This window comes from Salinispora pacifica CNR114, from assembly GCF_000514775.1.
Lineage (GTDB): Bacteria > Actinomycetota > Actinomycetes > Mycobacteriales > Micromonosporaceae > Micromonospora > Micromonospora pacifica.
Genome location: NZ_AZWO01000013.1, coordinates 57,964 through 75,425, shown reverse-complemented (window position 1 = coordinate 75,425; position 17,462 = coordinate 57,964). Strand labels below are relative to the sequence as shown.

Annotated in this window: 18 protein-coding genes and 1 pseudogene; 13 read left to right on the top strand and 6 right to left on the bottom strand. The window is 71.2% G+C overall.

The window, feature by feature from the left end:
* Positions 1-172: 172 nt before the first annotated feature.
* The gene (locus B118_RS0109750; protein WP_018221551.1) at positions 173-1,435 is read right to left on the bottom strand and encodes an MDR family MFS transporter; all 1,263 of its coding nucleotides are present in this window, start codon (positions 1,433-1,435) and stop codon (positions 173-175) included.
* A 155-nt stretch (positions 1,436-1,590) separates the two neighbouring features.
* Between B118_RS0109750 and B118_RS0109745 the strand changes: the two genes are divergently transcribed.
* The 3 genes from B118_RS0109745 to B118_RS0109735 all read left to right on the top strand — a co-directional run bounded on the left by B118_RS0109745 (position 1,591) and on the right by B118_RS0109735 (position 4,494).
* The gene (locus tag B118_RS0109745) at positions 1,591-2,358 is read left to right on the top strand and encodes a phosphoglyceromutase (RefSeq protein ID WP_026185497.1); all 768 of its coding nucleotides are present in this window, start codon (positions 1,591-1,593) and stop codon (positions 2,356-2,358) included.
* Positions 2,359-2,506: 148 nt separating this feature from the next.
* The gene (locus B118_RS0109740) at positions 2,507-3,790 is read left to right on the top strand and encodes a sensor histidine kinase (protein ID WP_026270731.1); all 1,284 of its coding nucleotides are present in this window, start codon (positions 2,507-2,509) and stop codon (positions 3,788-3,790) included.
* A gap of 20 nt (positions 3,791-3,810) precedes the next feature.
* A complete protein-coding gene (locus B118_RS0109735) occupies positions 3,811-4,494 on the top strand; it encodes a response regulator transcription factor (RefSeq protein WP_026185495.1) in 684 nt (227 codons plus the stop codon).
* A gap of 46 nt (positions 4,495-4,540) precedes the next feature.
* Here B118_RS0109735 and B118_RS0109730 read toward each other — a convergent pair whose 3' ends face one another.
* Positions 4,541-5,338 carry a DUF3109 family protein gene (locus tag B118_RS0109730; protein ID WP_027647903.1) on the bottom strand — a complete coding sequence of 266 codons (798 nt, stop codon included), beginning with the start codon at positions 5,336-5,338 and terminating at the stop codon, positions 4,541-4,543.
* A 73-nt stretch (positions 5,339-5,411) separates the two neighbouring features.
* On the opposite strand from B118_RS0109730, the gene B118_RS0109725 reads away from it, so the two are divergent.
* Entirely contained in the window at positions 5,412-6,356 is a 945-nt protein-coding gene (locus B118_RS0109725) for a Ppx/GppA phosphatase family protein (protein ID WP_028192706.1), read from the top strand.
* 75 nt (positions 6,357-6,431) lie between these two features.
* Positions 6,432-7,283 (top strand): sugar phosphate isomerase/epimerase family protein, encoded by an 852-nt coding sequence (locus B118_RS0109720; RefSeq protein WP_018221545.1) that lies wholly within the window; start codon positions 6,432-6,434, stop codon positions 7,281-7,283.
* Between the two features lie 32 nt (positions 7,284-7,315).
* Here B118_RS0109720 and B118_RS0109715 read toward each other — a convergent pair whose 3' ends face one another.
* Positions 7,316-7,903, bottom strand: coding sequence for a CGNR zinc finger domain-containing protein (locus tag B118_RS0109715; RefSeq protein WP_018221544.1), 588 nt, complete (start codon positions 7,901-7,903; stop codon positions 7,316-7,318).
* A 99-nt stretch (positions 7,904-8,002) separates the two neighbouring features.
* On the opposite strand from B118_RS0109715, the gene B118_RS0109710 reads away from it, so the two are divergent.
* The 7 genes and pseudogenes from B118_RS0109710 (at position 8,003) to B118_RS0109685 (ending at position 13,242) form a co-directional block, all read left to right on the top strand.
* The gene (locus B118_RS0109710) at positions 8,003-8,920 is read left to right on the top strand and encodes a proline dehydrogenase family protein (protein WP_026185494.1); all 918 of its coding nucleotides are present in this window, start codon (positions 8,003-8,005) and stop codon (positions 8,918-8,920) included.
* A 55-nt stretch (positions 8,921-8,975) separates the two neighbouring features.
* A pseudogene (locus tag B118_RS31640) lies at positions 8,976-9,137 on the top strand (ABC transporter ATP-binding protein); the annotation flags it as partial.
* A 180-nt stretch (positions 9,138-9,317) separates the two neighbouring features.
* Positions 9,318-9,527 carry a helix-turn-helix domain-containing protein gene (locus B118_RS0109705; protein ID WP_018221542.1) on the top strand — a complete coding sequence of 70 codons (210 nt, stop codon included), beginning with the start codon at positions 9,318-9,320 and terminating at the stop codon, positions 9,525-9,527.
* Positions 9,528-9,727: 200 nt separating this feature from the next.
* On the top strand, positions 9,728-9,829 hold the full coding sequence (locus tag B118_RS30130; RefSeq protein ID WP_007465623.1) for a 30S ribosomal protein bS22: 102 nt from the start codon (positions 9,728-9,730) through the stop codon (positions 9,827-9,829).
* 119 nt (positions 9,830-9,948) lie between these two features.
* A complete protein-coding gene (locus tag B118_RS0109695; protein WP_018221541.1) occupies positions 9,949-11,025 on the top strand; it encodes an NAD-dependent epimerase/dehydratase family protein in 1,077 nt (358 codons plus the stop codon).
* Between the two features lie 8 nt (positions 11,026-11,033).
* Positions 11,034-11,894 (top strand): lysophospholipid acyltransferase family protein, encoded by an 861-nt coding sequence (locus B118_RS0109690; protein ID WP_085981343.1) that lies wholly within the window; start codon positions 11,034-11,036, stop codon positions 11,892-11,894.
* 70 nt (positions 11,895-11,964) lie between these two features.
* Entirely contained in the window at positions 11,965-13,242 is a 1,278-nt protein-coding gene (locus tag B118_RS0109685) for an MFS transporter (RefSeq protein WP_043541139.1), read from the top strand.
* A gap of 29 nt (positions 13,243-13,271) precedes the next feature.
* Here B118_RS0109685 and B118_RS0109680 read toward each other — a convergent pair whose 3' ends face one another.
* The 3 genes from B118_RS0109680 to B118_RS0109670 form a co-directional block, all read right to left on the bottom strand.
* Positions 13,272-14,144 (bottom strand): HAD family hydrolase, encoded by an 873-nt coding sequence (locus B118_RS0109680; protein WP_028192704.1) that lies wholly within the window; start codon positions 14,142-14,144, stop codon positions 13,272-13,274.
* Between the two features lie 165 nt (positions 14,145-14,309).
* A complete protein-coding gene (locus B118_RS0109675; protein ID WP_028192703.1) occupies positions 14,310-15,194 on the bottom strand; it encodes a DUF5667 domain-containing protein in 885 nt (294 codons plus the stop codon).
* A gap of 264 nt (positions 15,195-15,458) precedes the next feature.
* Positions 15,459-16,394, bottom strand: coding sequence for an ECF subfamily RNA polymerase sigma factor, BldN family (locus B118_RS0109670; RefSeq protein WP_018221536.1), 936 nt, complete (start codon positions 16,392-16,394; stop codon positions 15,459-15,461).
* Positions 16,395-17,195: 801 nt separating this feature from the next.
* On the opposite strand from B118_RS0109670, the gene B118_RS0109665 reads away from it, so the two are divergent.
* A complete protein-coding gene (locus B118_RS0109665) occupies positions 17,196-17,447 on the top strand; it encodes a glutaredoxin family protein (protein WP_018726480.1) in 252 nt (83 codons plus the stop codon).
* Positions 17,448-17,462 lie beyond the last annotated feature (15 nt).

Here is a 17,462-nt window from a genome sequence, read left to right as displayed (position 1 = left end):
AACACCGTTGGGGGACGGTGTCCACCTGTTGACCGGCGGCGTGAGCGGGCGCCGCTTACGGGGGTGAGTGTCGCCCGCCGCCGCCGGTCGTACGCAACGAAACGCCCATCGTGACGAACTCACGATGGGCGTTTCGCGTACCCGGAGGCCGTGCCGTCCAGCTTGCGGGCGCTCACCCCACCCCGGTCGCCTGCTGCTGCCCGACCGGGGCCGGCGGCGGTTGGTTGACTGCCCGCAGCGCGGCGGCCCGGCGCTCCCGGGCCGGTCCGGAGATCAGGTGCGCCACCGCCACCAGCCCGCCGAGCAGGGCACAGCCCAGCCAGAGTGTGGCGTTGCCGGCCCCCTCCCGGACGAGCCCGCCGAGCACCGGTGCCGTGGCGCCGGCGATCTGCCAGGAGAGCGAGAAGACCCCCTGGTAGCGGCCGCGTAGCTCACTCGGGGAGAGCTCGGCGATCAGGGTGGCGTTGGACGGCGAGTTGAGCATCTCGCCGACGGTCCAGATCAGCACGGTCAGCCCGTAGAACCAGGCGGTCTCGGCGAACGCGGTCAGCCCGAAACCGGCCCCGAGTACCACCGCCGACAGTGCCAACACATGGGACCGGCTACGGCCCTTGATCAACCGTGGCACGAAGAGCTGGCCCACCACGATCAGCACCCCGTTGAGTGCGATCACCGAGCCGTAGGTGGCGGGGCTCAGCCCCGAGTCGGCCATCGCGATCGGCAGCATCGAGATGTGCTGGAGCATGACTATCGCGGCGAAGAGGTTCAACGCCACGAACCCGAGGTAGATCCGGTCGGTCAGGATGACGCGCAGCGCCCCGGTCGGGGCCTTCGGCCCGCCGGTGGCGACCAGCGGTTGGCGGGTCTCGCCCACCTTGAGGAAGATGACCAGGGTCATGATCAGGGTGGTGACCGCGTCAACCACGAAGAGCAGCAGGTAGCCGGCCCCGGTCGCGAACCCCGCGAGGATCGCGGCGCAGGCGAAGCCGAGATTGATCGCCCAGTAGTTCAGGCTGAAGGCACGCAACCGGTCCTTCGCCGGCACCACGTCGATCATCATGGCGCCGAAGGCGGGCCGGGCGGCCTCGGCGAAGAGCCCGAGCAGGAGGGCGCCGAGCGCGATGGACCAGAGGCCCCGGGCGAAGCCGAGGGCGAGCATCATGCTCGCGGCGCCGAGGTGTGCGGTGAGCAGGGTGGGCCGGCGGCCCCACCGGTCTGCGAGCGTGCCGCCGACGGTGGTGCCCACCGCGCCGCCGACCCCCCACAGCCCCAGGACCAGGCCGGCTTGGGCGGCGGAGAAGCCCCGCTCCTGGGTGAGGTAGATGGCGAGGAAGATCAGGACGAACGAGCCGAGCCGGTTGATCAGGGTGCCGGTCCAGAGGTACCAGAAGGAGCGCGGGAGGCCACCGGCCGTCTCGACTAACCAACCTCGCATCGTTCGCACGCAACGCCCCGTTTCCGTAATGATCAGCTTCCGCGCAAGGCCTTACAAACTAGTGCTGGGGCGGAGCCCTCCGCCATCCGGTTTTTCCGTGCTGGTCAGCACCCCTTCCCGCGCGACGGGTGGGCCGGTGGGGGAGGATGGCCGACATGACTGCAAGTGAAGGGCCCACCATCGGGACGCTGGTCCTGCTGCGACACGGCGAGAGCGACTGGAACGCCAAGAACCTCTTCACCGGCTGGGTCGACGTGGACCTGACCGCCAAGGGAGAGGCCGAGGCGCGTCGTGGCGGCGAGCTGCTGCGGGAGCACAACCTGTCGCCGGATGTGGTGCACACCAGCCTGTTGCGCCGGGCGATCCGCACCGCGGAGCTCGCGCTGGACACCGCCGACCGGCACTGGATCGCGGTGCGTCGGTCGTGGCGGCTCAACGAGCGCCACTACGGCGCCCTCCAGGGCAAGAACAAGAAGCAGACCCTCGACGAGTACGGCGAGGAGCAGTTCATGCGCTGGCGCCGCTCGTACGACTCGCCGCCGCCGCCGATCGCGGACGGAGACGAGTGGTCGCAGGTCGGTGACCCGCGCTACCGGCTGCTGCCGACCGAGCTGATGCCGCGGACGGAGTGCCTGAAGGACGTCTTCGAGCGGATGCTGCCGTACTGGTACGACTCGATCGTGCCGGACATCCTGGCTGGCCGGACCGTGCTGGTGGCCGCGCACGGCAACTCGCTACGCGCGTTGGTCAAGCATCTGGACCAGATCAGCGACGAGGCGATCGCGAAGCTGAACATCCCGACCGGGATCCCGCTGCGGTACGACCTCGACCCGCAGCTGCGTCCGATGACGCTCGGCGGCACCTACCTGGACCCGGCGGCGGCGCAGGAGGCCGCGGCGGCGGTGGCGAACCAGGGCCGCTGACGCGGGCCCGAGCGACCGCGCGGTACCGGGGCCCGGAGGGAACGCCCTGGTGAACGGGGTCGGACGGGGCGGTGAATACCCGCGGAAGTGAGGATGTTTCGTCCTGGTCTGTTCGGGTGCTGGGTTAACCAGGACCTAGGATCGCCCGGTGGAGTGGGTAGTGGTGGTCGTCGCGGTGGCCGCGGGACTGGTGGTCGGTGTGCTGCTGACCCGGCTGGTCCTGGCGCGCCGAGCTGGATCGACCGGGTTCGGGAGCCACCAGTCCGGCTCGCCTCGACTCGGTGGGAGGCACGCGAGCACCGACGGTTCGCCGTCCGGCCTCGGTCGCCGGACGATCGACTCCCTCCGGGTCGGCGTCGTGGTGCTCGCCGACGACGACGGGCCCGTCCTGGTCAATCCGGCAGCCCGGGCGATGGGCCTGCTCCGCGCCGGCGGCCCGCCGGGCACGGTCGTCGCCCATCCGTTGATTCGGACCCTCGCGGGGCAGGTGCGGCGGACCGGCGTACGTCGAGAGATCCAGCTGGACCTGCCCCGGGGGAGCGACGGCGTCGCCGCGGAGAATCCGCTCGGCGTGCATCTGCGGGCGGTCGGCCTCGGCGGCGGCCACGTCGCCGTGGAAGCTGTTGACGTGACCGAGTCGCACCGGCTGGCCCGGGTCCGGCGAGACTTCGTGGCCAATGTGAGTCACGAGCTCAAGACCCCGATCGGGGCGCTCCAGCTCCTCGCCGAGGCGTTGCTGGACGCGACCGAGCCGGTCGACGAGGAGGAGCCGGACCTCTCCGAGGATCTGGCTGCCACTCGCCGGTTCGCCGAGCGGATCCGGCATGAGTCGACCCGGCTGGGTCGGTTGGTGCAGGAGTTGCTGGAGCTGACCCGGCTCCAGGGCGCGGACCCGCAGCCCGCGCCGGAGCCGGTCGCCGTGGACTGGGTGGTCGGCGAGGTGGTGGATCGGACCCGGACCGGCGCCAGCGCCCGCCGGATCGACGTGGTGGTGGACGGTGAGCGGGGACTGACGGTGTACGGCAGTGACACCCAGCTGGCCACCGCCGTGTCGAACCTGGTCGAGAACGCCATCAACTACTCGGGTGAGGACACTGCCGTCCGGGTCACCGCCCGGCGCGACGACGAACACGTCACGATCTCCGTCACCGACCAGGGCATCGGGATCGGCCCGGGCGACGTGGACCGGATCTTCGAGCGTTTCTACCGGGCCGACCAGGCCCGGTCCCGCGCTACCGGCGGCACCGGTCTCGGGCTCGCCATCGTGAAGCACATCGCCAGTAACCACGGCGGACGGGTGGAGGTCGCGAGCACTCCCGACGAGGGCTCGACGTTCACCCTCCGACTCCCCGCCCGCCCCCCGGACGATCTTTTGGTGATACCGCCCTCGGCTGAGATCGAGGCCGAACCGGCCGAGTCCCAGCAGACGTGACAGTTGAAAGGAAACGTTCGTTGAGCCGCGTTCTGGTGGTCGAGGACGAGGAGTCGTTCTCCGATGCCCTGTCGTACATGCTCCGTAAGGAGGGTTTCGAGGTTTCGGTTGCCGCGACTGGCACCTCCGCCCTCACCGAGTTCGATCGGACCGGTGCCGACATCGTGCTGCTCGACCTGATGCTGCCCGAGATGTCCGGCACTGAGGTGTGTCGGCAGCTCCGGCAGCGGTCGCACGTGCCGATCATCATGGTCACCGCTCGGGACAGCGAGATCGACAAGGTGGTCGGGTTGGAGATCGGCGCCGACGACTACGTGACGAAGCCGTACTCGCCGCGGGAACTCGTCGCCCGGATCCGTGCGGTGCTGCGCCGCAAGAGCGTCGAGACGGTGGAGACCGGCGCGGCGACGTTGGCCGCGGGCCTGGTCCGGATGGACATCGAACGGCACGTGGTCACGGTCGGCGGCGCCCCGGTGCAGCTGCCGTTGAAGGAGTTCGAGCTGCTGGAGTTGCTGCTGCGCAACGCCGGTCGGGTGCTCACCCGGGGCCAGCTGATCGATCGGGTCTGGGGGGCCGACTACGTCGGCGACACGAAGACCCTCGACGTGCACGTCAAGCGGCTGCGTTCCAAGGTCGAGCCGGAGCCGTCCGCTCCCCGTTACATCGTCACCGTGCGGGGCCTGGGCTACAAGTTCGAGCCGTGACCGGACGCCGGCGCTGAGCCCCGTCCCGCGCCGGCGTGGTGCGTGGTCAGTCCGGGTCGGCCGGGTGCGGGGCGACCAGCCCGCGGCGGGCGCGGGCGGCACACAGCGCGGCTAGCTCGGTGTACGCGGGCGCACCGATCAGGGCGGTCAGCTCGGGGGCGTACGAGACGTACATCGGTTCGGTCGCCACGTGCGCGTCCGGGGACGAGGTGCACCACCAGTCCAGGTCGTGCCCGCCGGCGCCCCAGCCGCGGCGGTCGAACTCCCCGAGTGTGGAGAGCAGCACCCTGGTGCCGTCCGGGCGCTGGACCCACTCCTGTTCGCGGCGGACCGGCAGCTGCCAGCAGACATCCGGCTTGTACTCCAGCGGGTGGACACCGTCGCGGAGCGCCTGGGCGTGCAGGGCGCAGCCCGCCCCGCCGGGAAAGTCGGCGTCGTTGAGGAAAACGCAGGGGCCGTCGGGCCGGGTGGCCGTCCGTCGGGCCGGTCTCTTCTCCTCAACCGTGTCGGTCTCGGTCCAGTTCTCAAAGCCCCGCCGGTGGTGCTGCCAGGTCCCCGGGGTCAGCCGCCTGACCGCCGACCGGACCCGCTGTTCGTCGTCGGAGTCGGTGAAGAACGCACCGTGTGAGCAGCAGCCGTCGGCGGGGCGGTCGGCGCTGATGCCGTGACAGCCACGCCCGTAGACGCAGGTCCACCGGGACAGCAGCCAGGTCAGGTCGGCCCGGATCAGGTGGGTGTCGTCGGCCGGGTCGCCGAATTCGATCCACTCCCGGGGGAAGTCCAGCGGGACCTCCCGGCCGCGTGGATCGTTCGGCCGGGTACGGAGCTCGATCTGCCCTCTCACCTGACCAGCGTACGCTTCGGCGGATGGCTGGCCCGGCGCGCCGCGGCCGGGTGTTGCCTCTAGGGTTTGCCTCATGCGGCTGGGCGTCCTTGATGTTGGATCCAACACGGTGCACCTGCTGGTGGTGGACGCGCACCGGGGCGCACACCCCTGGCCGGCGCACTCCGAGAAGGTGGTGCTACGACTGGCCGAGCAGATCGGTCCGGATGGCGCGCTCACCACCGCCGGTGCGGATTCCCTGGTGCGGGCGGTCGCGTCCTCGAAGGAGTCCGCGTTGGGGCTGGGCACCGACGATCTGATCGCGTTCGCCACCTCCGCGGTGCGGGACGCCACCAACTCGGTGGGGGTGTTGGCCCGGGTCCAGGCGGAGACCGGGGTTCGGCTGGAGGTCCTCACCGGCGCCGACGAGGCCCGGATGACCTTCCTCGCGGTGCGCCGCTGGTTCGGCTGGTCGGCCGGACGGCTGCTGGTGCTCGACATCGGTGGGGGCTCGCTGGAGATCGCGGCGGGCATCGACGAGGACCCGGACGCGGCGGTGTCGTTGCCGCTGGGCGCTGGCCGGCTCACCCGTCGCCAGCTCCGGGTCGCTGCGGGCAGTACCACCCCGCCCGGGGTCGAGCAGGTGGATCAGCTGCGGGCGTACGTGGACGGCCAGCTCGACGCGGTGGCCGGGGAGCTGAACAAGGTGGGCTGGGAGCGCCCGGTCGCCACCTCGAAGACCTTCCGGACCCTGGCCCGCCTCGCTGGGGCGGCCCCCTCCGGGGCCGGCGTCTGGGCCCGCCGTCGGCTCACCCGGGCCGGGCTACGGCAGGTGCTCGGGTTCATCCGGCACATTCCCCCGGCGCAGCTGGTCGAGCTGGGCGGGGTCAGCGCCGGCCGGGCGCATCAGCTGTTGGCCGGTGCGGTGGTCGCCGAGGCGGCGATGCGCCGGCTGGACATCAGCACCCTGGAGATCTGCCCGTGGGCGTTGCGGGAGGGGGTGATCCTACGCCGCCTGGATCAGCTCGCACCGATGTGACACTTTCTCGGCTTCCGCGGTATTTGCCGGGGTTCATCCTGAAGATCCCTCTCGGTGCCCGCTACTCTCGATGCTGTGTCCTCCCGAGTTCCGGTTCTCCTATCCACCTCGTCGGTCTTCCCCGAGCGGACCGCGGCGGCTTTTCAGTTGGCTGCGACGCTCGGCTACGACGGTGTCGAGGTGATGGTCTGGACCGATGCCGTCAGCCAGGACGCTGACGCCCTGACCGGGCTCGCCAAGCACTACGGCGTGCCGGTGCTCGCCGTGCACGCCCCGTGTCTGCTGGTTACCCAGCGGGTGTGGAGCGCCGACCCGTGGGAGCGGCTGCGCCGATCCGGAGAGCTGGCCGAGGCGCTGGGCGCGCCGACCGTGGTGGTGCACCCCCCGTTCACCTGGCAGCGGGACTACGCCCGCAACTTCGCCGAGGGCTTGGCCGAGGTCTCCGGGCGGTTCAGTGGCATCAGCTTCCCGGTCGAGAACATGTATCCGGTGCGGATGGCGGGGCGGCGGTTCGTCCCGTACGCCCCGGGGTGGGACCCGACGGTGACGGGATACCCCACCTACACCCTTGACCTGTCGCACTGCGCCGCATCCCACACCGACGCGCTGGAGCTGGCCGACCGGATGGGCGCCGGCCTGGCCCACGTTCACCTGGGCGATGGCACCGGTGAGGGGCGCGACGAGCATCTCGTCCCCGGGCGAGGGACCCAGCCCTGCGCCGAGCTACTGCGCTCGCTCGCCGGCCGAGGCTTCACCGGCTCGGTGGCGGTGGAGGTGTCAACCCGGCGGGCGAAGGGCCGCGCGGTCCGGGAGGCGGACCTACGGGCGGCGTTGGCCTTCGCCCGTCAGCACCTCGACGACCTCCCGGCCGCAACCCCCGCCGGGCCGGAACCGGCACGGCCGGGCGACGGGGAAGCCGGAGCCTAGCCGGCGGCGCGTCCCCGGCGGAAGGTCGACGCTCAGCTGATCGCGGTCAGGTTGTCGGCCGGGGCGGCGGACTGCGCCGCCACCGTGACCCGGTCGCGGATCGCGGCCCGCTTGCGGGCCCGGTGCGCCGCCACGTGGGAGCGGGTGGCGCAGCGCTCCGAGCAGAACCGCCGGCAGCAGTTCGACGAGGTGTCCAGATAGACGTTGCCGCACCGCTCGTCCGCACAGACCCCGAAGCGGGCGCTGCCGTATTCACAGAGCCACACCGACAGCCCCCAGACCGCACCGGCCAGGTACTCCGCACTCACCGAGGCGCCGCGGCTGGTGACGTGCATGTGCCAGTCACTGGAGTCATGCCCGGAGATGCGCGGCTGCACCGGGTACGCCTCCAACAGGGCGTTCAACTCGGCGACGGCTTGGATGTCCCGTCCCGACGTACCGTATTCGAAGACGTCACGAAGTCGCTTCTGCGCCCGTCGGAAGATAGTGAGATCTCGCTCCGACACCGCGTCCCGCATCCACGCGATGTCCTCGGGGAAGAGCGAACGGAGGGCGTCGAGGTCGTCCAGCCGGATATTGATCAGATCAACTCCGGTCCGGGCGTACGCGTCGAAGTTCACGTCACCCACCGTAGACGACTTCCCGGGCATCCGACGTGTCGATGTAGCGCGATGTGACAGCACCGCCATTTTGCTGCTATGAGCGCTACTCTTCAGCCCATGCTTCGTACCGTAATTCTCGCTGCGGCCCGGTCATCGCGGTGCGAGCGGCTCGTGGCGACATCCCCCTTCACTCGGAACGTGGTGCACCGGTTCGTCGCCGGCCCCCGGCCCGAGGACGCGTTGCGGGTGACCCGCGCCCTCGTCGCCGACGGGCTCACGGTCACCCTCGACAACCTCGGTGAGGACACGGTCACACCCGAGCAGGCCAGCGCCGTTCGTGACGAGTACCTCGACCTGCTGGCGGCGCTCGCCGCCGACGGGCTCACCCCCGCCGCGGAGGTGAGCGTCAAGCTCTCCGCGCTCGGGCAGACCTTCGACGAGCAGCTCGCCTACGACAACGCCCGGGCGATCTGCGCGGCGGCCGAGGCCGGGGGCACCACGGTCACCCTCGACATGGAGGACCACACCACGACCGATTCCACTCTGGACATCCTGGACAAGCTGCGCGCGGATTATCCGTCCACTGGGGCGGTGCTCCAGGCGTATCTGCGCCGGACCGAGTCCGACTGCCGGCAGCTGGCCGGCGCCGGTTCCCGGGTTCGGCTCTGCAAGGGCGCGTACCGGGAGCCCGAATCGGTGGCCTACCAGTCCGCCCGGGACGTGGACCGGTCCTACGTACGCTGCCTGAGCATTCTGCTGGCCGGGGCCGGCTACCCGATGCTCGCCACGCACGACCCCCGCCTGATCGCGATCGGCGAGGACCGGGCCCGCTGGTTCGACCGGGGGCCGGACCAGTTCGAGTTCCAGATGCTCTACGGCATCCGCTCCGCCGATCAGGCCCGCCTGATCGGCGACGGATACACCGTGCGCTCGTACGTGCCGTACGGCGAGGAATGGTTCGGCTATCTCATGCGTCGGCTGGCCGAGCGCCCCGCCAATCTGGGGTTTCTCGCCCACGCCCTGATGGGCCGGTAGCCAGGCCTGGTGGGCCGGTAGCCGAGCCTGGTGGGCCGGTGGTCACGCCCGCGGCGGCAGTCATGATCTACCGGTGTCGGGCCCCGACGAGCGCCCTGACACACTGGTGCCCGCTCCCAGCACGGAGCCCCGGTCCGCGTCCGGAAGCGGCTCGGGGCGCTCGTCCGGTGGCACCGGTGGCGCCACCGGCGCCACCGGGCTCCGTGGGGCCGAGCGGCGCTGCCCGGCGGCTGAGGCGGTCCGTCCGGACTCCGCTGGTATGAATCAGTACGGTTTGTCCGAAGGGTTCGCGCCGGTCACATCGGCCCCGTTACCGTACTGGTAACACGCGCGTCGCCGGTCCGGCGGAAGCCCCGTCGGGATAGCACGCGCCGGGCATGGGATGGGTCGGTGAGCCATGGCCGGGTTGCGGTCCGACGGCCAGCTGTCGGGGGTCAGGTTCCTCACCGTCGCCGAGGTGGCGACGGTCATGCGGGTGTCGAAGATGACGGTCTACCGTTTGGTGCACAGCGGCGAGCTCGCCGCCGTCCGGGTCGGCCGGTCGTTTCGCGTCCCCGAGCACGCGGTGCACGAGTACCTGCGCGGGGCCTTCCAGGAAACTGCCTGAGGGCGTTCGCGGGCGGGAAGCGGCCGTGATGACCAGCATCGAGGGGCCGCGTTGGTCCTGCTGATGCCTCCCGGCTACCCTGGACCCGACCGTGACCACAGATGCGCTCCGCCGCCCGTCCCGCAGGTCCGGTCCGTTGTCCGCAAGCGGATGCCGGTGTCATCCGGTCCGCCCCGCACATTGCATCGAAAGGCTGTCGTATGGGCTCGGTGGTCAAGAAGCGCCGCAAGCGCATGGCTAAGAAGAAGCACCGCAAGCTGCTGCGCAAGACCCGCGTCCAGCGTCGCCGTCTCGGCAAGTGAGTCGGTGCCGGGCTGGGCCCGGCACCGTCATCACGTGCCAGCTGTCGACCCTCGGAGGCTTAGGTGATCAAGCCGCGGATGTTCCGGCTCGATCCCGCCTGCCGGGGACGGTGTGCGGCATGACCCCCGGTGGCCCCTCCGGCGCCCCGGGGGTCGTTGTCGTGACCGGGGTCAGCCGCTACCTCGGCGCGCACGTCGCCGCGCGGCTCGCCGCCGACCCGCGGGTCGGGCGGGTTATCGGAGTCGATCCACCCGCGGCAGGTGGGGAGCTCACCGACCTGCTCAACGGGGTCGAGCGGGTCCGGGTGGACGCGGGTTCGATCGGCGGCCTCCTCGCCGACCTCGACGTTGACGCCGTCGTGCACCTGGCCCTGATCAGTGCTCCCGACCCACAGCACGGGGGCCGCGCGGCCATGAAGGAACAGAACATCATCGGCACGATGCAGCTGCTGGCCGCCGCGCAGCACGCGCCCCGGCTGCGCAAGCTCGTCGTCCGCTCCTCGACCGCCGCCTATGGCGCGTCCTTCCGTGACCCGGCGGTCTTCACCGAGGAGACCGAGCCGCGGGAGGTACCGCGCGGTGGCTTCGGCCGGGACATCCTGGACATCGAGGGGTACGTGCGTGGGTTTCGCCGCCGCCGCCCCGACGTGACCGCCACCGTGCTGCGGTTCGCGCCGTTCATCGGCTCGACCGCCGACACCACGCTCACCCGCTACTTCGCCCAACCGCTGGTGCCCACCGTGTTCGGCCGCGACCCGCGGCTGCAGTTCCTGCACTTCGAGGACGCGCTGGAGGTGCTGCACCGCTCGGTCGTGCGGGACCATCCCGGCACCTACAACGTCGCCGGCTCCGGGGTGCTGGCGCTCTCCCAGGCCATTCGACGGGCTGGCCGGGTCGCGGTGCCGGTGCTGGAGCCGGGCCTCTCCGGGGCGGCCGCGCTGGCCCGCACGCTCGGCTTCGGCCGCTACGGGTTGGACCAGGTCGACCTCTTCGTACACGGTCGGGTCGTGGACACCAGCCGGCTCCAGCGGGAGTACGGCTTCACCCCACGCTCGACCGCCGCCGCCTTCGACGACTTCATCCGCGCCCACCGCAACGGGATCGTGGTGACCCGGGAACGCCTCGCCGCCGCTGAGCAGCTGGTGCTCGATGGGGTCCGGCAGGTCCGCTCCGCTGCCGCTGGGGAGCAGTCGTGACCGCCGGGATGCTCTCCGAACAGCCCGGCGATCACTGGGACCGGAAGGTGGCGAGCGGGCTGGCGTTTCTGCGTGGACGCCTCGCCGGCGACTACGAGATCGACGAGTTCGGCTTCGACCCGCAGCTCACCAGGTCCGTGTTTCATCCGCTGGTGCGGCTGCTCTACCGCGACTGGTTCCGCACCGAGGTCACCGGGCTGGAGCATGTGCCCGACGCGGGAGCCGGCCTCGTGGTGGGCAACCACTCCGGCACGGTGGCCCTGGACGCGCTGATCCTCTCGGCGATGATCCACGACCAGCACCCGCAGCACCGGTTTCTCCGCCTGCTCGGCGCGGACCTCGTCTTCCGGGTTCCGGTGGTGTCGGCGGTCGCCCGCAAGGGCGGCGGCACGGTCGCCTGCAACCCGGACGCCGAGCGGCTGCTCGACTCCGGTGAGTTAGTCGGCGTCTTCCCCGAGGGCTTCAAGGGCGTCGGCAAGCTGTACGCGGAGCGCTACAAGCTACAACGATTCGGTCGGGGCGGCTTCGTCTCCGCGGCGTTGCGTACGGGAACCCCGATCGTGCCGGTGGCGATAGTCGGGGGCGAGGAGACCTACCCGATGCTCGCCGATGTTAAGCCCCTCGCCCGACTGCTGAAGCTGCCGTACTTCCCCGTCACGCCGACCTTCCCCTGGCTCGGCCCGCTGGGCATGGTGCCGCTGCCGAGTAAATGGCTGATCGAGTTCTGCCCGCCGATCATCACCGAGCACCTGACCGACTCGGCCGATGACCCGCTGGTCGTGTTCAACCTCGCTGACCAGGTGCGGGAGACCATTCAGCAGACCCTGCACCGGCTGCTGGAGCAGCGGCCGGACCCGTTCGGCCCCTGACCGGGGCGCCACCGGCGGCGAGCCCGGGGCGGGGGCAAATGCGGTTGCGATCGACCGGTGCCCTCGTACGGTGCTCGTTGTGCGGAGAGTCGTCGAGGCGGTCGCGCCAGCTCGGTTGGGCAGTGGGTTCCGTTGGTTGCTGGCCTCGTCGTGGGCGACGAACCTGAGCGACGGGATCGCGGTGGCGGCCGGGCCGCTGCTGGTGGCGTCGTTGACCACCAACCCGTTCCTGGTCGCGCTGGCGGCCCTGCTGCGTTGGGCGCCGCAGCTGGTGTTCGGCCTCTGGGCCGGCGTGCTCTCCGATCGTCTCGACCGGCGGCGGATCGTGCTGGTGGCGAACGCGGTCCGGGTCGGCGCGCTGGGCGTGTTGGTCGGGGCGTTGGTGACCGACCGGGTATCGGTGCCGGTGGTGCTGCTGACGCTGGCGCTGCTCGCCGCCGCCGAGGTGTTCGTGGACAACACGACCGGGACGCTGACGCCGATGCTGGTGCGTCGGGAGGACCTGGCGATCGCCAACGCCCGCGTCCTGGCCGGTGTCATCACGCTGAACAAACTGGCCGGCCCGGCGCTCGGGGCCGTCCTCTTCGCGGCCGGTCGGTCCTGGCCCTTCGCCACCAACACGGTTTTCCTCGCGGCCGGACTGCTGTTGGTGTCCCGGGTGTCGCTGCCGCCGCGGGAGCGGGAATCGGCGGGCCAGCCCCGTGATCTGCGCAGTGACATCGGGGCGGGGTTCCGCTTGGCGGTCCGTCATCCGGCCGTTCGGACGCTCTGCCTGACCGCCCTGTTCTTCAACATCACCTACGGCGCCGCCTGGTCCATCCTGGTGCTCTACGCCGAGGCGCGGCTCGGCCTCGGCGCCGTCGGCTTCGGCCTGATCAATACGGCGATGGCGGCCGGCGGGCTGCTCGCCACCGTCGGGTACGGCTGGCTCACCCGCCGGGTGAGCCTCGGGGGCGTCATGCGGGCCGGGCTGATCATCGAAACCCTCACCCACCTCGGTCTCGCCGTCACCACCTCGCCCTGGGTCGCCTCGGGCATCCTCTTCGTTTTCGGGGCGCACGCGTTCGCCTGGGGCGCCACCGCCCTGACCATTCGGCAGCGGGCGGTTCCGATCTATTTCCAGGGTCGGGTCAGCAGCATCTACACCATGAGTGGGTTCGGCGGGCTGGTGGTCGGCGCGGCGCTCGGCGGCCCGCTGGTCACCCTGCTCGGGATGACCGGTCCATTCTGGTTCGCCTTCGTCGGCTCGGCGCTGCTCGTCGGGGGGCTGTGGCGTCAGTTCGGCCACCTCGCCCACACCAACGACCCGACGCCAACCCTGGTTCCGGCCGACTCAACCGCCCGGTGACGGCGACGGGAGCGCGTTGGCGGGGGAGCTCACGTCCGGACGGACGAGCGGCGGCGGTGCCGCGCCAGCCCCGCGGTGACCGCTCCGGCGACCAGCCCGACGGCGGCGGTGGACGGGACGGCGATCTTGACCGCCCGGCGCCCGGTACGGAAGTCCCGTACCTCCCATCCGCGTCGGCGGGCCTCCCGCAGCAGCGCGGAATCCGGGTTGACGGCGACCCCTCGGCCGGTCGCGGCGAGCATCGGCAGATCGTTGGCGGAGTCGCTGTAGGCGGTGCAGCGGGAGAGTTCCAGCCCTTCCGCCGCGGCGAGCCGGGTCACCGCCTCCGCCTTCGCGGGCCCGTGCATCAGGTCGCCGACCAGCCGTCCCGTGTAGGCGCCGTCAACCACCTCGGCCACCGTTCCGATGGCACCGGTGAGCCCCAGCCGGGCGGCGATCACCCGGCCGATCTCCACCGGCGCGGCGCTGACCAGCCAAACCCGTTGCCCGGCGTCGAGGTGGTCCTGAGCGAGCCGCCGCGCGCCGGCCCAGATCCGGGGCGCCATCAGCTCGTCGAAGATCTCCTCGGCGAGGCGCTCCACCTCCTCCACCTGCCAGCCCTCGACGAACGCGAGCGCGGCCTCCTTGACCTGCGACATGTCGCCGACATGCTCGGTGGCGAGTACCCGGAACCGCAGCTGCTGCCAGGCGAAGCGGAGTAGGTCGCTGGTGGTGACGTAGTTGCGCGCGGCGAGTCCGCGGGCGAACCAGTAGATCGATGCTCCTTGCATCAAGGTGTTGTCCACGTCGAAGAAGGCAGCCGCGGCCCGATCCGGCGGCGGGGTCGGTGCACCGGCGGCCGAACTCTCCGCGGGGAGGGGACTGCGGGTGTCGGTGCTCACCGGCACCTTTCGGCTGGCCACGCGCTCCCCCTCCGGACGACCGGCGCATTGTGCGCCACCTGGCGAGGGTAGCCGGGTGGCGCACCGGGGCGGGCCCGCAACGAGGCAATCGACCCAGGTGTGCCGTGGCCCGTCGCCGGTCGTTGGCTCCGTGGATGGAGTGGGGTCGGCCCGCCTCGGCCGGCGTCAGCGGTTGGCGGGGCAGCTCGCCGGCGTGGGACCGAGCGTGTCGCTGCCGTTCGGCGCGGGCAGGCCACAGTCGATGGCGGCGCGCAGCGCGCCCGAGCGCTCAAGGGCGTCTCCGAGGAGCGCGAGTGAGTGCTCGGTGCGGTCACGGTCGGCGCGGGGCCGGTCGCCCACAAGCTCGCTGACCGCCGTACGCTGCGCGGCGACGAAGGCGTCAACCACGTCCAGTGCTGTCCGGTCGGAGGCCTGCACCGCGGCGGTGGTGAGCAGGCGTACGCCCTGGCGGGTGTCGGCGTCCATATCGTCCAGGACCCCGCTGTAACCGGCCCGGTCGTCGCGCAGTTGGGCCGCCTCGCTCAGGCGGGTCCGCGCGAAGTCCAGGAAGAGCTGCCCCCGGCTGTGGTCCGAGCCGGTCAACGCGAGCTGCGCACGCTCGGTCGACCGCTTCATCCCGTACAGCGCGTCGCCCGGTACCGCGTTCTCACTGGCCGCGGAGATGCCGGAGACGGCGACGGCGCCGGTCGCGATGCCGATCAGGATCGCACCGCGGGCCCGGGCTCGCCGCGCGGTAACGGCGGGGAGCAGGGGGGAGCGGTGTGGCGCCGGGCGTTTTTCGGTCTGGTCGGTGGTGGCCGCCGGGGCGGGTCGGCCGAGGCCCTCGCGTTCGGCGGTGGCCAGCAGCATCGCCCGTAGGCCGGTCCGGAACTCGGCACTGACCTCGACCGTCGGGGCAGCGTCACCAACTTGGTGCCCGACCGCGACGAGGTCGGTGAGCTTTTCGTCAACCCGAGATCGGACGTGGTGTCGTCGGCCGCCGTTCGCTTCGTCGAGTAGTTGCGCGAAACGCCTGGCGCGCCGACGGGAGATAAAGAGGTCGCTGTTCACCGCTGGCACCTCCCTCGCTGGGCGCGGCCGGTTGGCCGCGATCGTCACCGACGACCGAGGACGGTGGGCGTCGCGGGAGGCTCGGGGCCGGCGGTGGGGCCGGAACCGAGAACCCGGGGGACGCCGGGACTGCATCGGTCGCACCCGGATGAACGCGCCGCGCCGGGTCGGGGTTACGGGGCCAGTGGTGGAGAAAAAGCCCGGAAAGTGATTGATGTCATCGGAGCTCGACCTGCCTGGGCGTCACCGCCGCCGCCAGCGTGGTTATGCCCGGAAGCCGTCCGGGAGTAGTCGGGCGAGGGCGCGAACCGCCCGGTACTGCAGGGCCTTGATCGCGCCCTCGTTCTTGCCCATGGCCCGCGCCGTCTCCGCCACCGAGAAGCCTTGGAGGAAGCGGAGCACAATGCACTCCTGCTGCTCCGGGTTGAGCTGCTTGACCGCGCCGAGCAGGGTGACGTTGGTGATGTGCTCGACCACGGCCGCCTCCGGGCTGCCTTCCGGCCCCCGGTCTTCGCGTTCGGCGTCGAGGACGTCGCCGGTGGTTACCTCGAGCCGGTAACGGCCGGACTTGAAGTGGTCCGCCACCAGGTTGCGGGCGATCGTCACCAGCCAGGCCCCGAGGTCTCGGCCCTGCCAGGTGAAGCTACCGATTCGCTTCAGCGCCCGGAGGAAGGTGTCGGAGGTGAGGTCCTCCGCCAGCTGGCGGTTACCGACCCGGAAGTAGACGAACCGGAAGACGGTGTCCACGTACCGGTCGTAGATCAGGCCGAAGGCTTCGGCCTCCCCGGCCTGTGCGCGCTCGACCAGGGCCCAGATCTCGGTGGCCGGGTCGGACGGGTCGGGACGGCTCGGAAAGCCGGTGGCGGGTGTGCTGGCGGGCAGCGCGGGGAGCACCGCCGTGTCGGTGCCGGCGGAGTCGGCGCTGGCGGGTGGGTCGGCGCTCCGGCGGCCCTGTACGGGCATGGCCGGCCGGGCTGGCGAGGCCACCCGGGCCTCGATCGGTTTGGCGTTCGCGCCCGGCGGCCCGCTCCGGGCGGGGGTTTCGTTGGGATGCGGACGGCTGCGTACCCCGTTGTCGCTCCGGGCGGCGAGCCGGCCGTCATCCCGGGGCCCGCGGGGTGTCAGCCGTTCATTCGTCGCGGATCGGGCGGGCGGGTCACCCAGGCCGATTGGCCGCTGCGCGTAGCCGAACGTCGTCATCGGGGCACCTCCGTCCCGCGGCCCGGGTCCCCGGTGAGGTGGGGTCGGTCGGGCACGCATGGTGTGGCTGGGGGGGTTGCCGGTGCGTGGCAGCTCCCCTTGAGGTGCTGGTCCAATGCGCTGTCGGGCACGGGGGCCTCCTCGGGCTGAGGGGTTGTCGACTCACGGAAAACGGGGTGAGCTGACCCGAGTGATGATAAGGGTCAACGTCACCCGCGCGTGGCAAGTCCGTTACACAGGGCCAAAGTATTTCCGGTCGTGTCGCACTGCTGCCGGACCAGTTGTCCGTCGTGTGCGGTTGACTTTCGGATTCCCCGGTGTTTGGAGGAGACGCCCAGGTGGGTCGGGGTGTGGATGATCGCGGCAAGGTGGGTGCCGGCTGGCCGGAGGGGACGAGATGGCGGCAGCGGTCGCCCGTGGTGGCAGGTGGAGGGTGCCACTGGGTCTCACGGCAGGTGACGGTTGATCTCGCGGTACGTGACGGTTAAGTCCCATGGGTAGGACGGGCCGAGGGAGGTCCCGATGCCCGGCGCGCCGCCGGTAGACCCCCGTGTGCTCTCTCGGCGCCGGTGCGGGCGGTCGTTGCCCGCTGTGCCAAACTCGACGGCTGGGCAGGAGGTGGCCGGCGTCGGTGTGAACGCTTCCCGCGCGAGGTGAAGCTGGTGCTCGCCGGTCACCGAGGTGTGGCGCAGGGCGGTACTGGGTGTGCCGCATCTCGCCAACGGCGAAACTGTCCACGCGTACGCGCCGCAAGACCCTGCTCCGGTCGTCGGGCCGGGGCCGTCCCCACGGAGGAGACCGATGCGTGAACCCCGCCTCACCCTGCTCACCCGGCCTGGTTGCCACCTCTGCGAAGACGCGAAGGCGGCGCTGGAACGGGTGGTGTCGGTCACCAACGACCGGTGGGTGGAGAAGGACGTCACCGACGATGTGGAGCTGGAGCGCGAGTACGGGGACCGGCTGCCGGTGGTGCTGCTCGACGGCAAGGAGCACGGCTACTGGCGGGTCGAGGAGGAGCGGTTGCTCCGCGATCTGACCACTCCTCAGCTCTGAGGCTGCCAGGTAGGG

Excerpts from the sequence above, each read along its gene's own strand:
- B118_RS0109725 (WP_028192706.1), top strand. The coding sequence starts at position 5,412 with ATGCGGCTGGGCGTCCTTGATGTTGGATCCAACACGGTGCACCTGCTG.
- B118_RS30130 (WP_007465623.1), top strand. The coding sequence starts at position 9,728 with ATGGGCTCGGTGGTCAAGAAGCGCCGCAAGCGCATGGCTAAGAAGAAG.
- B118_RS0109705 (WP_018221542.1), top strand. The coding sequence starts at position 9,318 with ATGGCCGGGTTGCGGTCCGACGGCCAGCTGTCGGGGGTCAGGTTCCTC.
- B118_RS0109665 (WP_018726480.1), top strand. The coding sequence starts at position 17,196 with ATGCGTGAACCCCGCCTCACCCTGCTCACCCGGCCTGGTTGCCACCTC.
- B118_RS0109745 (WP_026185497.1), top strand. The coding sequence starts at position 1,591 with ATGACTGCAAGTGAAGGGCCCACCATCGGGACGCTGGTCCTGCTGCGA.
- B118_RS0109670 (WP_018221536.1), bottom strand. The coding sequence starts at position 16,394 with ATGACGACGTTCGGCTACGCGCAGCGGCCAATCGGCCTGGGTGACCCG.
- B118_RS0109690 (WP_085981343.1), top strand. The coding sequence starts at position 11,034 with ATGCTCTCCGAACAGCCCGGCGATCACTGGGACCGGAAGGTGGCGAGC.
- B118_RS0109750 (WP_018221551.1), bottom strand. The coding sequence starts at position 1,435 with ATGCGAGGTTGGTTAGTCGAGACGGCCGGTGGCCTCCCGCGCTCCTTC.
- B118_RS0109710 (WP_026185494.1), top strand. The coding sequence starts at position 8,003 with ATGCTTCGTACCGTAATTCTCGCTGCGGCCCGGTCATCGCGGTGCGAG.
- B118_RS0109695 (WP_018221541.1), top strand. The coding sequence starts at position 9,949 with ATGACCCCCGGTGGCCCCTCCGGCGCCCCGGGGGTCGTTGTCGTGACC.